Annotated in this window: 16 protein-coding genes; 15 read left to right on the top strand and 1 reads right to left on the bottom strand. The window is 49.7% G+C overall.

Annotation, left to right across the window (positions count from 1 at the left end; translation table 11 throughout):
- Positions 1-14 precede the first annotated feature (14 nt).
- The 7 genes from D328_RS0116970 to D328_RS0116940 all read left to right on the top strand — a co-directional run bounded on the left by D328_RS0116970 (position 15) and on the right by D328_RS0116940 (position 5,288).
- The gene (locus tag D328_RS0116970; RefSeq protein WP_018886224.1) at positions 15-593 is read left to right on the top strand and encodes a hypothetical protein; all 579 of its coding nucleotides are present in this window, start codon (positions 15-17) and stop codon (positions 591-593) included.
- 87 nt (positions 594-680) lie between these two features.
- Positions 681-1,256: a histidine phosphatase family protein gene (locus tag D328_RS0116965; protein WP_018886223.1), complete on the top strand. Its 576-nt coding sequence runs from the start codon at positions 681-683 to the stop codon at positions 1,254-1,256.
- Between the two features lie 194 nt (positions 1,257-1,450).
- Positions 1,451-2,539: a hypothetical protein gene (locus D328_RS0116960; protein WP_018886222.1), complete on the top strand. Its 1,089-nt coding sequence runs from the start codon at positions 1,451-1,453 to the stop codon at positions 2,537-2,539.
- 54 nt (positions 2,540-2,593) lie between these two features.
- Complete coding sequence (locus D328_RS0116955) at positions 2,594-3,100, top strand: gamma carbonic anhydrase family protein (protein WP_018886221.1); 507 nt, start codon at positions 2,594-2,596, stop codon at positions 3,098-3,100.
- Positions 3,101-3,123: 23 nt separating this feature from the next.
- The gene (locus tag D328_RS0116950) at positions 3,124-3,306 is read left to right on the top strand and encodes an IDEAL domain-containing protein (protein WP_018886220.1); all 183 of its coding nucleotides are present in this window, start codon (positions 3,124-3,126) and stop codon (positions 3,304-3,306) included.
- Positions 3,307-3,585: 279 nt separating this feature from the next.
- On the top strand, positions 3,586-4,236 hold the full coding sequence (locus D328_RS0116945) for a DUF1405 domain-containing protein (RefSeq protein ID WP_025677792.1): 651 nt from the start codon (positions 3,586-3,588) through the stop codon (positions 4,234-4,236).
- A 212-nt stretch (positions 4,237-4,448) separates the two neighbouring features.
- Complete coding sequence (locus tag D328_RS0116940; RefSeq protein WP_018886218.1) at positions 4,449-5,288, top strand: sporulation protein YpjB; 840 nt, start codon at positions 4,449-4,451, stop codon at positions 5,286-5,288.
- A 72-nt stretch (positions 5,289-5,360) separates the two neighbouring features.
- Here D328_RS0116940 and D328_RS0116935 read toward each other — a convergent pair whose 3' ends face one another.
- Positions 5,361-6,230 (bottom strand): YitT family protein, encoded by an 870-nt coding sequence (locus D328_RS0116935; RefSeq protein WP_018886217.1) that lies wholly within the window; start codon positions 6,228-6,230, stop codon positions 5,361-5,363.
- A 235-nt stretch (positions 6,231-6,465) separates the two neighbouring features.
- Here D328_RS0116935 and D328_RS0116930 point away from each other — a divergent pair, with 235 nt between their 5' ends.
- The 8 genes from D328_RS0116930 to D328_RS0116895 all read left to right on the top strand — a co-directional run bounded on the left by D328_RS0116930 (position 6,466) and on the right by D328_RS0116895 (position 13,082).
- Positions 6,466-6,795 carry a nucleotide pyrophosphohydrolase gene (locus tag D328_RS0116930; protein WP_018886216.1) on the top strand — a complete coding sequence of 110 codons (330 nt, stop codon included), beginning with the start codon at positions 6,466-6,468 and terminating at the stop codon, positions 6,793-6,795.
- 49 nt (positions 6,796-6,844) lie between these two features.
- Positions 6,845-7,384 carry a tetratricopeptide repeat protein gene (locus D328_RS0116925; protein ID WP_018886215.1) on the top strand — a complete coding sequence of 180 codons (540 nt, stop codon included), beginning with the start codon at positions 6,845-6,847 and terminating at the stop codon, positions 7,382-7,384.
- Positions 7,385-7,444: 60 nt separating this feature from the next.
- Positions 7,445-8,248, top strand: a complete 804-nt coding sequence (gene dapB, locus D328_RS0116920) for a 4-hydroxy-tetrahydrodipicolinate reductase (protein WP_018886214.1) — start codon at positions 7,445-7,447, stop codon at positions 8,246-8,248.
- A 31-nt stretch (positions 8,249-8,279) separates the two neighbouring features.
- On the top strand, positions 8,280-8,714 hold the full coding sequence (mgsA, locus tag D328_RS0116915; RefSeq protein ID WP_018886213.1) for a methylglyoxal synthase: 435 nt from the start codon (positions 8,280-8,282) through the stop codon (positions 8,712-8,714).
- On the top strand, positions 8,711-9,415 hold the full coding sequence (gene bshB1 / locus D328_RS0116910) for a bacillithiol biosynthesis deacetylase BshB1 (protein ID WP_018886212.1): 705 nt from the start codon (positions 8,711-8,713) through the stop codon (positions 9,413-9,415). Before mgsA ends, bshB1 begins: the two co-directional genes overlap by 4 nt.
- Positions 9,416-9,530: 115 nt before the next feature.
- Entirely contained in the window at positions 9,531-10,694 is a 1,164-nt protein-coding gene (gene bshA / locus D328_RS0116905; RefSeq protein ID WP_018886211.1) for an N-acetyl-alpha-D-glucosaminyl L-malate synthase BshA, read from the top strand.
- 119 nt (positions 10,695-10,813) lie between these two features.
- Positions 10,814-12,118: a CCA tRNA nucleotidyltransferase gene (locus tag D328_RS0116900; protein ID WP_018886210.1), complete on the top strand. Its 1,305-nt coding sequence runs from the start codon at positions 10,814-10,816 to the stop codon at positions 12,116-12,118.
- Positions 12,105-13,082 (top strand): biotin--[acetyl-CoA-carboxylase] ligase, encoded by a 978-nt coding sequence (locus D328_RS0116895; protein ID WP_018886209.1) that lies wholly within the window; start codon positions 12,105-12,107, stop codon positions 13,080-13,082. Before D328_RS0116900 ends, D328_RS0116895 begins: the two co-directional genes overlap by 14 nt.
- Positions 13,083-13,247: the final 165 nt, after the last annotated feature.

Below are 13,247 nucleotides of genomic sequence, written 5' to 3'. Positions count from 1 at the left end.
GGGAGGCTAAGGAATTGTTCGGCAAGCTAGATCATTTGTCCGAGCAAGACCCGCGCCGCAAGATGGCTGAGGACCATCAGGCGGATTGTGAGCACTGTTCGGCAGATCAAGATTTGGACCAAGTGAAAAGCTTGGCTGTTCAAGAGTTCGTAGATGAAGTAACTGAAGAGCAAGCAGAGCAAGTAAATCGCAGAGTCATGGAGCGGATCTACGCAGAATCTCCATGGCTAGTTCCTGGCGAAAATCGGCGTTCCAGAATCAGTCCTGCACTTCGCAGGCATGTGTCGCTCTGGATTGCAGGATTTCTCGCCCTATTTTTATGCAGTTTTTTGGTGCTGAACCTTAGTGGACGCACCGTCCGATCGACAGAGACAACCCTGCAACCATCAGGCCTGATGCCTACCGGTGTGGCTGGATCAGACTCGGCTTCATCAAGCTTTATTGTGCATGTTCCCGAAGGCCATATTGGGATTATGGAACCGATCGTAGGGAATCTGATTCCTACGTATCCGCAATATTGGATGGTGCTGTCTGTACTCGCGGTGGCACTGGCTCTGGTGTCCATCAGTTGGGTGCATCGAGTGAGGCGCTAGCCGTACAAAGAACAAGAGATCAAATGCCAAGTATGCAGTGAGCTCGGAATACAGAAGCTGGACTAATCGAACTACGGAGGAACTACAATGCTGCTAGGTTTGATCAGACACGGTCTTACAGACTGGAATGCGATGGGTAAGATCCAAGGGCAAAGTGACATTGCACTTAATGACGAGGGCAGAAGACAGGCACGTTTGCTAGGAGAAAGGCTACGCGAGGAGCCTTTTGAATGGCACGCTATTGTTACGAGTCACTTGTCCAGAGCAAGAGAGACTGGAGAAATTTTAGGTGAAATACTGAATATTCCGGTTCTGGAGCCAGACCAACGACTACAAGAGCGGGCTTATGGCGAGGTTGAAGGCTTGACTCAGGAGGAGCGGGAAGCTCGTTGGGGCAAGGAATGGCATTTGCTGAATCTTGGCCAGGAATCAGAGGCAGCTCTGATTGAGCGTGGAATGCAGTTTTTGCAGGATGTATGGGATAAACATCAGGACAAAAATTTGCTTATAGTATCGCATGGTGCTTTGCTTGCCCAGCTGTATTCCAGACTGTACCCCGAGCATGTGAGTGAACGAATTGGGAATCTATCTCTTACGATTATCAAAAGAGAGGATCTGGAGTGGGTAAAGGTGCTGTTCAACAGCACGGATCATTTGCTTTAGGCATAGAACCTGCTATAGGAAGAAATATTCAAAGGTTTTCTTACAGCCCTGCGGCTGAAGGAAGCCTTTTTTTCTTTTTACTCTATTTTACGTTTAAGAGAGCATAAATTCGTCAAAGATGTGCATAGACAGCATTGCTTCTAAGGCTAGAATCCATTCTCCAGCGACAGGACGAAGATAAGGCGGTGGAACCCTTGAACCTTGCAGATATGCTCACCTTTGCGGACATTGGACAATTGAACAGAATTGCCGATCATTATGCTTGTGAATGCAAGCCTAACTCCAAGCACGAATTGATTCAGGGAATTCTTAGCAAGCTGGGAGGAAGGGATTTCTTCGAGCAACAGGTGCAGGAACTGCATGCAGCAGACCGCAGATTTTTGAACAGTCTCCTTTTTGACGAAAGACCCTACCTGAGCATGGAGGAGCTATTGGCTACAGCCCGTCAAGCTATTGGAGACGCGGAAGAGAGTGCTGAGCAGACGCCCCGAGCGGTCGTGTCCCGTTTGCGTAACTCGGGCTGGCTATTCAACGGTTCGACGCACAACACGCGTTACCTGTATCAGATGCCGGAGGATCTGAAGAAGCGACTTCGCCATACGATCAGCAAAAGCATGCGAGCGGCAGTGACAAGCCTGCCCCCCCCACAGGCATACCGGGATGAAGGTCATCTGCTGGCTGAGGATCTGAGACTCATGCTGCGATTTGTAGATGGTCATGAGATTACATTGAATGCAGAAGGTGTCATGTACAGAAGAAGCCAACAGCAGCTCATAGAGCATATGCATATTGCGGAGCAGCTTACAGTCAAGGGAGGCTGGCGGTTTGGATACGGGAGGTCGTTCAGGCATTACCCTGATCGTCTGGCTTTGCTGCTGGATTATGCACTACACCGCAGATTGATTCAGGAACGGAACGGACTGCTGATCCTGACAGATGCAGGACGGGAGACGCTGGATATACCGCTTGAGGACAGTATGATACAGTTGTTCAGATTTTGGTTAAGATTGTATAAAGGCGCTATCCCGAATCTGTTCTCACTGGTCTACTGGATTTGTACATGCACAGAGCAGTGGATATCCAGTCAAGAGCTGTACGAGCAGGTACAGGGATATATCAAGCCCTTCTACTATGACACAGCAGAGGATATCTTCACTAGACGTCTTCTCCGAATGATGATGCATCTGGGGATGCTCAGGTCAACGGATCAGGAGCAAGGTGCGATCCAGATGACAGCATGGGGTAGGGAAGCCGTTCGAAGCTATGGTATCGAGCTGTGTTGACATTCCTGACGGTGGTTGCTAGAATCTCATCCAAATGTAGAAAGGGTGAGTTCTATGAAGATTGCTTACAAGGACTATCTGCCTTCTGTTCATCCTACCGTGTACGTAGCCGAAGGGGCCAAGCTGGTAGGGGATGTCACCATCGCTGCACAATCCTCAGTATGGTTCAACGCGGTGCTTCGAGGAGATATGGCGCCAGTAATCATTGGGGAGCGTTCCAATATTCAGGATAACGTCGTGGGTCATGTGAACACGAATCAGCCGCTGGTGCTGGCAGAGGATGTATCGGTAGGCCATTCTGCTATTATCCATGGCTGCACGATCGGCAAAGGTACATTAATTGGCATGGGGGCTATCGTACTTAACGGCGCAGAGATTGGTGAATATGCTTTAGTAGGGGCAGGCTCCATCATAACGGAGCGTAGCAAGATTCCTCCCTATACGCTGGCACTAGGCTCTCCGGCACGAGTAGTGCGCGAGCTGACAGAGGCGGATCTGGAGCGAATGGCTCTTACGGCACAGAATTATGTAGAGAAAGGCAAGCAATATCAAATTCCTTGAACCCTAGTTTGGAGGTGCATCCTATGGATAAAATGAAAGTTACTTATGAAGTCATGCTGGGACTGTCAGCTGAAATGGTGCTTGATGATGCTTTGCAAAAGTATCGTAGTGAGAAGCTGTACCTGGCCATTGACGAGGCATTAGCTTCCAAAGACGAGGTAGCTTTTCGAAATCTTACGGATGAACTGAAAGCGATGATTCGATAAGCTGCAAGCTTGCTTAAAAGTAGCAGCCACAGTAGAATAGAATACAGAGCCTGACCGTATATGCGGTCAGGTTTCTTCAAGATGGTGGCACTTTTAGATATCGTACATAAGTTTTGCGTGAGCCGAAGAGATCGGACCTTGCTTGCAAGCATCCTCCCGCCAAGTGCGGTCTGTTTTTTTGTGGAGGAGCGTCGAAGGACGTGTTCTTGGCTTTTTAAAGTGTGTACATGGCTGGATCTGTTTATGAGGTCCACGTCCATGCCAAAGGGGGAACATGGGTTGTCAATTTCGTTGTTATGGAGTCGGGCTTTTTTGACGAATCGGTATTTTTTGTGGCTGCTGTTCATTTGTAATCTGGTAGGCACTGTATATGGGTATGTATGGTACGGGGCGCAGCTTCGCTATACTTGGGAGGAATACCCCGGCTGGCTGTTAGTTTTTGTACCCGATAGTCCGACAGCAAGTCTATTTTTTTGTGCAGCCTTGTTATTTTTACTCTATCCTCCCCAACGTTTGCTTGGCAGGGCGCTGCGTGCAGTATTGGAAGCTCTTGCGGTAGTGACCAGCGTGAAATACGGTGTATGGGCATCTGCGATTATCTTTGCTGGGGCAGCCCAGGGAGGAATGATTCAGCCTACCGACTGGATGCTCGTTGCCTCACACACGATTATGGCGGTAGAGGTATTGCTTTATGTGCGTTTTTTTACCTTTGGAGCAGTGGCTTTGGCCTTGGCAGCAGGGTGGACCTTCCTGAATGATACGATGGATTATACATATGGGATTTTTCCTTGGCTACCTGCTACGCTGCATGATCATGTCCCGGCTGTACGCAATTTTACATTCCTGCTGACGCTTGGAAGTGTACTGCTTGGGGGCTTGTTCAGGTATCTGGGTGTGCGCGGTGTTCGGCAAGAGGAACTGCAGCGCTAATATCATTGATATTTTGGAGTAGGTGCGACAGTCCAGCTCAACATAGCTCAAGCACAACAACACATTTCAAGCACGTTCAACAGAATACGTACGTTTAGGAAAAAGGTGAACACACACTCGTCTGTGCACTGGTGCATATTCTGATTGTCTCCCTGCGTGGGTAGTTCTAGTCGCTTCCTCTTGTCCATAAGCTAAGGATAAGGGGGGGTCCGATGAACCGATTCAAACAGTTATGTGCTGTTGCTGTCAGCATACTTCTTGCTAGTATTCTTTTGCTTCCTGAAGGTATAGCGGACGCTGGCATTCAGATCGCAGGTGCGAAAGAAGCTACGATTAGAGAATTGAATCAGCGGGCAGAGCTGCTCTATAAATATGCATCTGATGGCGATATTAGCGCGGTACAGCAGGAGCTTGAACGTATTCGCAGTCTCTTTGCCAGCGGAGATGTTCAGCAACAGCTTACGATGGAAGGGGTTCACGCCCTGTCAGGTAGCATTCTTGATCTGGAGCAGTCTTTACGGTCTGTACAGGCTTCCCAGGAGGAGACCGTTCGCGTGGCCGCCAGCTTGAGATTGGCTACGGACACGCTTGTTCATCCGAAAAATCCACTTTGGCAGCAGTATTTCAAGATATTAAAGGAAGATCTGAACGCCATGCAGACTCAATTCTCCAAAGGCAGCAAAAACGGAGTATCAACAGAGCTTCAATCTATGGAGGAGCATTATGCCACCATTCGTACAGCCGTCGTTGTGAGCGGGTCGTCTGCTGCGGTGGTTCGAATGGACTCCTGGATGTCGTATATGCGGGGAGTTGCGGATCGGCAGCCATTAGATATTACTGCACTTCAGTCTGCCATGGGCAGTGGAAGTGAGACGTTAAACGTGTTATTCGGCAGAGAAAAGGACGCATCGGCCTTCGCCAGCTTTGTCCCGATAGCTGACAGTCGCAATGCCATGCTGGCCATCTCCATCCTGCTATCCTGCGCACTAAGCTACGCAGCTTATCGCAAGTATAATGGAGAAAGCCCCTGGAAGCCACGCTTCAGGAGCTAATAGGTGTTCTACCAGCAATTGCCCCAATGGCGATGAGACAATAATGTCTTATAGCCTTGGGGCAATTTTTCATTACTCTTCTCTAAAGCCTTCACCGTGGACATCCTGAACTTCACTAATAATCATGAATGCTCGCGGATCGACTGATTTCACGATTTGCTGTAAGCGACGAATTTCCTGTCTGGAGACAACGCAATAAGCGACGTACTTGGCCTGCTGTGAATAGGCGCCAATCGCTGGAATGATCGTTACCCCTCGCTCCATGTCCTTGGTAATGATGGAGGCAATCTCATTTGCATGGTCGCTGATAATCATGAAGGCTTTCCCCGAATAGGCCCCTTCCTGAATAAAATCAATGACCTTGGAAGCGATGAAGACAGCAACCAGTGTGTACAAGATCTTCTCCTTGGGAATATAGAGTAATGAGGTCCCGATGATAATGACATCAATGCCAAGCATAATTTGTCCCATGCTCCAGCCATACCGACGATTCAATATTCTGGCTATAATATCAGAGCCGCCAGTAGTGCCGCCGAAGCGGAATACGATGCCTAACCCGGCCCCCAGCGTTACACCTGCATATAATGCAGCTAGTAAAATATCATGCTCGGTTGCAAAAGGCTCGATCCAGCCAGCCTTGATCATTCTTTCGAATAGCCACAGGAAGAAGGTTAGCGCTCCGATGCCGATCCCGGTGTAGATCATCTGTCTTCCGCCGAGAACCTTCCACCCGATCATGTAGAGAGGTATATTAAGAAGAAGGGTGGACAGGGATGGCGAGATGGAAAAGGCATAGTTCAGCAATAGTGTTATGCCTGTTACTCCGCCTTCCATCAGTTTGTTAGGAATGATGAAATACAGGATTCCAAAAGCAAATACAGCAGCACCTAGCACGATTGGTAGTATGGTTTTAAAAGGCTCCAGAGACTTTAGCGTCTTCATATTATCCCTCACTGTTAATAATTTGGCGTTGCCTGTAGAATATTTTTCCGGGCAACCTTACATAGTATACCTTGTTCATGGAAGATAAAAAATATTTGTTTTCAAATCTTCTTTACGATAACATATGGATAAACCATCGTAACGACCAGTTCAAGCAGCTCTTATTGGAATTTGGAGCTTTAGCGCGACTGTTCGTTCTATAGTGATAGTGAGTTGCTAAAAGGAGATTGGATTCATGGACAAAACACTTGCAGACATGCAGCGTGAAGTTGATCAGTATATTTCGCAGTTCAAAGAAGGATATTTCAGTCCTTTATCTATGCTGGCACGCATGTCGGAGGAAGTGGGAGAGCTCGCGCGCGAGGTGAATCATTCCTTTGGTGAGAAGCCGAAGAAGGCGGACGAAGCAGATAACTCCATTGAACTGGAGCTTGGGGATATATTGTTTATCACCATTTGCTTTGCCAATTCCCTTGGCATTGACCTAACACAGGCCCACGATAAAGTGTTGCACAAATTTAACACACGCGACGCAAATCGCTGGACCAAAAAGGACACCGATTAGGCTATCCTTACATATGCTGTACTAAACCGGAATTCGGAGGTGCGGCAGCATGAAGGCGGATGATTGCATTCAGAAGGCATACCAATGCATATTGAACAGCGATTTTGAAGCGGCAATCCGTTATTTTGAACAGGCTATTGCCCAGGAGCCCCATGTTGCCAGCCATCACTACCGATGCTCCGTCACTCATGCCCGCAGCAATCACCTGGATCAGGCTGTTCAATGCGCAAGAAGAGCTATACAGCTGGCGCCCGGGCAAGAGGAATATGTGCTTCATTTGCACGCCCTGGAAGCTAGGCAATATACAGCAGAGGCCCGCAGGCTCCTTGAAGGAGATCAGCGCCATGATCAGGCGATTACGCATTTGGCCTTATCTCTCCTGATGGAGGCTGTAAGACTAGACCCTTTAAGCGGGGATGCGCTTGTACTGACGGCATTAGCCTATGGAGAGCTATCCCGATACGATGACGCTATTCGTGCGATTCAGGAGGCGCAAGCCCTTCTTCCTCATGAGGAGAGGTTGAATCGTCTGCTAGTAGATATGCACCGTCGCAAATTAGAGGCGGATACCGGACATGAGCCCCATTGACTCGGGCCTGATGAAGATGAAACTAACGACTTCCAGACAGCAGCAAAAGGAGATGCAAATATGGCAGATAAAATTAGAGTAGCAGTTGTAGGAGCCGGCGGACGTATGGGAAGAGAAGTAGTTAAGCTGGCTTTGCAGGATCAAGAGCTTGAGCTTGTTGCTGCAGTGAGTCGTTCCGAGGTTGGGATGGATGCAGGAGGGATGGTTGGATTAGCGCCAGCCGGAGTGCTCGTAACAGAAGATCTGGAGTCGGCACTGGCAAGCAGTGGTGCGGAGGTTATGGTGGACTTCACAACCCCACAATTCGCATACAAGCATACGCTGCTTGCCATCCAGCATGGCGTACGTCCTGTCATGGGGACGACGGGCTTCACGCCTGAGCAGATTGAAGAATTGGACAAGCAATGCAAGCTGCATGGGATCGGTGGGCTGATTGCCCCCAATTTCTCCATTGGCGTCATTCTGATGATGCGATTCGCTGCCCAAGCGGCTAAATATTTCCCGCATCTTGAGATTATTGAGTATCACGGGGATCACAAGCTTGATGCCCCTTCCGGAACTGCAGTGAAGACAGCGGAGATGATTGCCGAGCAGCGTCAGGAGCTCCGTCAGGGTAATCCGCATGAGGAAGAGACAATTGAAGGCTCGCGCGGAGGCTACTATCAGGGCTTTCGTATTCATAGTGTTCGATTACCAGGTGTATTCGCTCAGCAGGAGGTTGTGTTCGGTGACTATGGGCAATCGCTCAAAATTCGTCATGACTCCTACGAACGTGCTGGATACATGCCAGGGGTTAAGATTGGTATTCAAAAGGTAATGGAGCGCACTGGAATGGTGTATGGATTTGAGCATTTTATTGATTAGTATCTAACTGGATGAGAGAGGGTACACATCTATGCTGAAAATTGCATTTATCGCTCACGACAGAAAAAAAGACGAAATGGTTAATTTTGTGACAGCCTACGAGCATGTCTTTAAGGATTATGAGCTGTACTCTACGGGTACAACCGGACAACGTATCATGGATGTGACCTCGCTGAAGATTCACCGCTTCATGAGCGGTCCACTAGGCGGAGATCAGCAGATTGGTGCGCTTGTCGCACAAAATGAAATGGATCTGATCATTTTCCTACGCGATCCACTTATGGCCCAGCCGCACGAGCCTGACATCACGGCCTTGCTGCGTTTGTGTGACGTACAGGGGATTCCGCTTGCGACCAATATTGCGACTGCTGAAATTCTCGTAAAGGCTGTAGATCGGGGAGACTTTGCTTGGCGCAACCTGGTGCATAAATACAAGCCTGGTGTAGATGAGGCTGGGGACGCATGAGTCTGGATATCTTGATATTCGGTGCTCATGCGGATGACGCCGAGATTGGAATGGCAGGTACAATTGCGAAGCATGTGTCGGCAGGAATGCGGGTAGGAATCTGTGACCTCACTCGTGCCGAGATGTCCTCTAACGGGACTGTAGAACTTCGGCAGAAGGAAGCCAACGAGGCTGGGCGAATCTTGGGACTGACGACAAGAAGCAATCTGGGACTGCCCGATCGTGGACTGTACATAACACCAGAGCATATTGCTGCAGTAACAGCAGAAATTCGCCGTCATGCTCCTTCCATCGTGTTTTCACCATACTGGGAGGACAGGCATCCGGATCATGTGATGTGCAGTAAGCTGGTCGATGAGGCTGTCTTCAACGCGAAGCTGCGTAGGTATATGCCAGAGCTGCCAGCAGTACATGTACAACAGCTGTACTATTACTTTATCAATGACCTTGGACAGGCCGATGTCATCGTAGATGTAACCGAGCATTATGAGCTCAAGGAGCAGAGCCTGATGTGCTATCGCTCCCAATTCGATGCACCTGCCAAAGGTGATGATGTAGTCGCAACACCTCTGAACCAGGGGTATCTACAGCGCGTGCGTGCCAGAGATTCCTTACTCGGGCAGCGTTCGCTGATTCAGCTGGCGGAAGGGTTTGCCTGCAAAACACCGATTGTAGTTGAACATTTTCATTCCCGCGGGTAGCGCTTTTGAACGTTACAGCGGGATTTTTTTCGGGAATAGACCCGTCATTGTTTCGTACAAGGATGGTACATATAGAACTTAATTTAAGTGTAGGAAAAAGAGGTGACCTTGGAACATGGATCGCAAATTAAAAATTGGTATCACCTGTTATCCCTCTTTGGGTGGATCAGGCGTAGTTGCTACAGAACTAGGTAAGCTATTGGCCGAGCGTGGTCACGAGGTTCATTTTATTGCGAATGGGATTCCGTTTCGGTTAGGTGGACATTTCCATCGGAATATCTTTTATCACGAAGTTGAAGTCAACGATTATTACGTGTTTCGATACCCTCCATATGATCTGTCGCTCGCTACCAAGATGGCGCAGGTCGCGCAAATGAAGAATCTGGATGTTCTGCATGTCCATTATGCGGTACCACACGCGGTATGTGCCTTTCTTGCGAAGCAGATGGTCGGAGATCAATTAAAGGTAGTAACAACCCTTCATGGTACGGATATTACGGTCCTGGCTCAGGATGAATCGCTTAAGGATCTCATCAGGCTGGCTATCAACCAGAGCGATGCGGTTACGGCTGTATCCCAGGATCTGATTACAGAGACAATTGATGTGCTGGATATCGAGCGTCCGATTGATCTGACCTACAATTTTGTGGACAAGCGGGTGTATTTCCCGAGAGATGCGGCTTCCCTGCGGAGGGATTTTGCACGGCCAGATGAAAAGATTCTGATGCATATCTCGAATTTTCGACCGGTTAAGCGTGTCAGCGATGTGCTGGATATCTTCTACCGAGTACAGCAAAAGGTGAAATCCAAGCTGCTGCTGGTAGGTGAAGGCCCTGATCTGCCGAAAATTCGTTGCAAGATTGAAGAGCTCGGACTGCAGGACGAGGTGTTCTTTGTTGGCAAACAGGACGAAATTGCACAAGTCATCTCAATGGCAGATGTGCTCCTGCTTCCTTCGGAGAAGGAGAGCTTCGGATTGGTTGGTCTGGAGGCCATGGCCTGCGGCGTACCGACAGTAGGATCGACGGCTGGTGGAATTCCTGAGCTGATTGTTCATGGAGAGACTGGATTCCTGGCCGGAATTGGCGATACAGAGCGCATGGCGGACTATGCCATTCAGTTACTGACGGATGAACAGCTCGCGGCAAACTTCAGAGAAGCCTGCCTTGAACGCGCACGGACCGTATTTTGCGATACATTAATCACTCAGCAGTATGAAGATATTTACTACCGGGTACTGGGACTTGAGACGTCTGCTTTGAAGCCGATTAATGGCTAAAAAAGTAACCGACCTGCCATGTGTCACATCTGCCATAGCTGAAAGCTCAGGCTTGATGGGGCAGGCTCCTAATATCGGTAGTAACGCTTGCGGATTACAGCAGTAAAGGTGGGAACGCTATGTATGGTTGGCGTTACGCTGACCCCGATATGGTCAGCAATGGATTAAAAGTGTTGAATACGCTGATAGCAGCAGGCTATGAGACCTATTTTGTAGGTGGCTGTGTACGCGATGAGCTGCTAAAGCGCCCCGTGCATGATATGGACATAACGACGGCGGCGGAGCCTGAGCAGGTACTGAATCTTTTTCCAGATGCCATTCCTACGGGGATCCAGCACGGGACGGTTACAGTCATGCTTGAGGGCAACCCTTATGAAGTCACTACATTCAGAACGGAATCCGACTACAAGGATCACCGCAGACCTGCGGACGTAGCCTTTGTCAAGGAGATCACCGAGGACTTAAGAAGACGGGATTTTACGATGAATGCTATTGCAATGAGGCCTGATGGCACAAGAGTCGATCCCTTTGCAGGTGAAGAGGACATTCGTCTGGAGCTTGTTCGCTGTGTAGGCGAGGCTGAGCAGCGATTCGAGGAGGATGCTCTGCGCATGCTTCGTTGTGTGCGATTTGCGGCAAACTTTGGCTTCAGTATCGCTTATAACACGTGGAAGGCCTTGCTTCACAAAAGAGAACTTCTGCAGCATATTGCAATGGAGCGTGTGCGCACCGAGATCGAGAAGCTACTGGAAGGCCCAGACCCTCTAAGAGGACTTGAGTTGCTGCGACGTTCTGGCCTGCTCAGCTATACGAAGGTCCCTACACCATGGGAGCAGGTCGATCCAGCTCTGCTGGCACGTCTGGATGAGCTGGCACCTCCTCTGCGCTGGGGCATGCTGGCATGGTCTACGCGTGTACCGGCAGAAGAGCTAGACCCAGTGCTGCGAGGGTGGACCTGTTCGAATGAAGTGCGAGAGCGTGCAATCGCTCTGCTACGCATGGAGGCCTCGCTTCAGCACGGAATAATGAATGCAATCATGGAGCAAGCGACACCAGCAGTTGGGCTGCATCGGCTGTGGATCAGCTTGATTCTAAAATATGGACCTGTAGCAGCAGAGGATTGGCTTGAGGTGCAACGGGTGATGCCGACTGAGTATCGTGAGCTTTATTTGGAAGCCCGAAGTCATATGGAGCTAATCACGGCACGTGGGCAGGAATGGCTGAGCTCAGCCCCGGTGCTTCAACTGAAGGATTTGGAGATTACAGGCGGGGAATTGGCGGCTATACTGGAGCGTCGCGGAGGACCTTGGCTGGGACAGCTCATGGCTCGTTTATTGTATAAGGCAGCCTGTGGGGAATTGAAAAATGAGCGTGAGGCTCTAATTGAAGAAGCGAAGCGGGTGATGAACGATGAACAAGCATGAGCAGTTGCTACGCCTGTTGCTGGACTCGGAAGGCAGTGATATTTCCGGAGAGGATATCAGTCGCCAGCTGGATATTAGTCGTACGGCGGTCTGGAAGCATGTAAACAAGCTCCGCAAGCTGGGGTATGAAATTGATGCATCCCCTCGTCTTGGCTATCGCCTGTCGCGCCGTCCCGAGTGGCTGCAGCAGGGAGAGCTGGCTACAGCCATCGACACTCGGCGATTCGGGCAAGAGCTACGTGTGCTGATGAGTACAGCCTCGACGCAGCAGGTGGCCATGGAGCTCGCGGAGTCCGGGATGGCTGAGGGATTGACTGTGCTTGCAGAGGAGCAGACTGGAGGTCGCGGGCGATTCGGTCGGAAATGGTTCTCGCCACCGGGAAAAGGCATCTGGATGAGCATAGTTCTCCGACCTCAACAGCCGCTTCAGTATACTTCACAGCTTACGCTGGTGACGGGTGTGGCTGTATGTCGGGCCATTCGGCAATGCACAGGTGTGCAGGCTGAGATCAAATGGCCGAATGATCTGCTTGTGAATGGTCGTAAGCTATGTGGTATTCTGCTGGAGTCCGCTGTTGAGGACCAACGACTAAGGTACTGCATTGCAGGGATTGGAATTGATGTGAACCTGGAGGCAGAGGATTACCCAGAAGAGCTAAAAGGCGTAGCAACCTCGCTACGACTGGAATCAGGTAAGGTCATCAATCGCACGGAGCTGATCGCGGCGATCTTGTCTGAGCTAGAGAGCTTGTATGATCTGTATGCAGAACAGGGATTCACACCAATTGCAGCCCTTTGGGAGGCGCTCTCGGTATCACTTGGGCGTAGAATTCGTTCTGTCATCCGAGGAGAGACTGTTGAAGGCACAGCTATGGGCTTGGATACGAGTGGTGCCTTGCTGTTGCGTCTGGATGATGGTCAAGTGGTGCCTGTATTTTCGGGAGAAATAGAGCTCAAGCCTTAGCGAATCAAGCGTAACTTTATACAAAATGTAACTTACTTCCAGGATGGATTTATGCTACATGCTTTGTTATAATGTAACGGAGGCGGTATCGGATTGAGCCGAACTGCACTCCGGGGCATTGCCCATCCATACAAAGCTGACCAACATACTTCATTTGCTGGCCCG

The organism is Paenibacillus massiliensis 2301065 = DSM 16942 (assembly GCF_000377505.1).
GTDB lineage: Bacteria > Bacillota > Bacilli > Paenibacillales > Paenibacillaceae > Paenibacillus > Paenibacillus massiliensis.
This window is presented reverse-complemented; position numbering and strand designations above follow the sequence as displayed.

Coding starts and splice junctions, on each gene's coding strand:
- D328_RS0116930 (WP_018886216.1), top strand. CDS start 6,466: ATGGACAAAACACTTGCAGACATGCAGCGTGAAGTTGATCAGTATATT.
- D328_RS0116895 (WP_018886209.1), top strand. CDS start 12,105: ATGAACAAGCATGAGCAGTTGCTACGCCTGTTGCTGGACTCGGAAGGC.
- mgsA (WP_018886213.1), top strand. CDS start 8,280: ATGCTGAAAATTGCATTTATCGCTCACGACAGAAAAAAAGACGAAATG.
- bshB1 (WP_018886212.1), top strand. CDS start 8,711: ATGAGTCTGGATATCTTGATATTCGGTGCTCATGCGGATGACGCCGAG.
- D328_RS0116940 (WP_018886218.1), top strand. CDS start 4,449: ATGAACCGATTCAAACAGTTATGTGCTGTTGCTGTCAGCATACTTCTT.
- D328_RS0116900 (WP_018886210.1), top strand. CDS start 10,814: ATGTATGGTTGGCGTTACGCTGACCCCGATATGGTCAGCAATGGATTA.
- D328_RS0116925 (WP_018886215.1), top strand. CDS start 6,845: ATGAAGGCGGATGATTGCATTCAGAAGGCATACCAATGCATATTGAAC.
- D328_RS0116935 (WP_018886217.1), bottom strand. CDS start 6,230: ATGAAGACGCTAAAGTCTCTGGAGCCTTTTAAAACCATACTACCAATC.
- dapB (WP_018886214.1), top strand. CDS start 7,445: ATGGCAGATAAAATTAGAGTAGCAGTTGTAGGAGCCGGCGGACGTATG.
- D328_RS0116950 (WP_018886220.1), top strand. CDS start 3,124: ATGGATAAAATGAAAGTTACTTATGAAGTCATGCTGGGACTGTCAGCT.
- D328_RS0116955 (WP_018886221.1), top strand. CDS start 2,594: ATGAAGATTGCTTACAAGGACTATCTGCCTTCTGTTCATCCTACCGTG.
- D328_RS0116965 (WP_018886223.1), top strand. CDS start 681: ATGCTGCTAGGTTTGATCAGACACGGTCTTACAGACTGGAATGCGATG.
- bshA (WP_018886211.1), top strand. CDS start 9,531: ATGGATCGCAAATTAAAAATTGGTATCACCTGTTATCCCTCTTTGGGT.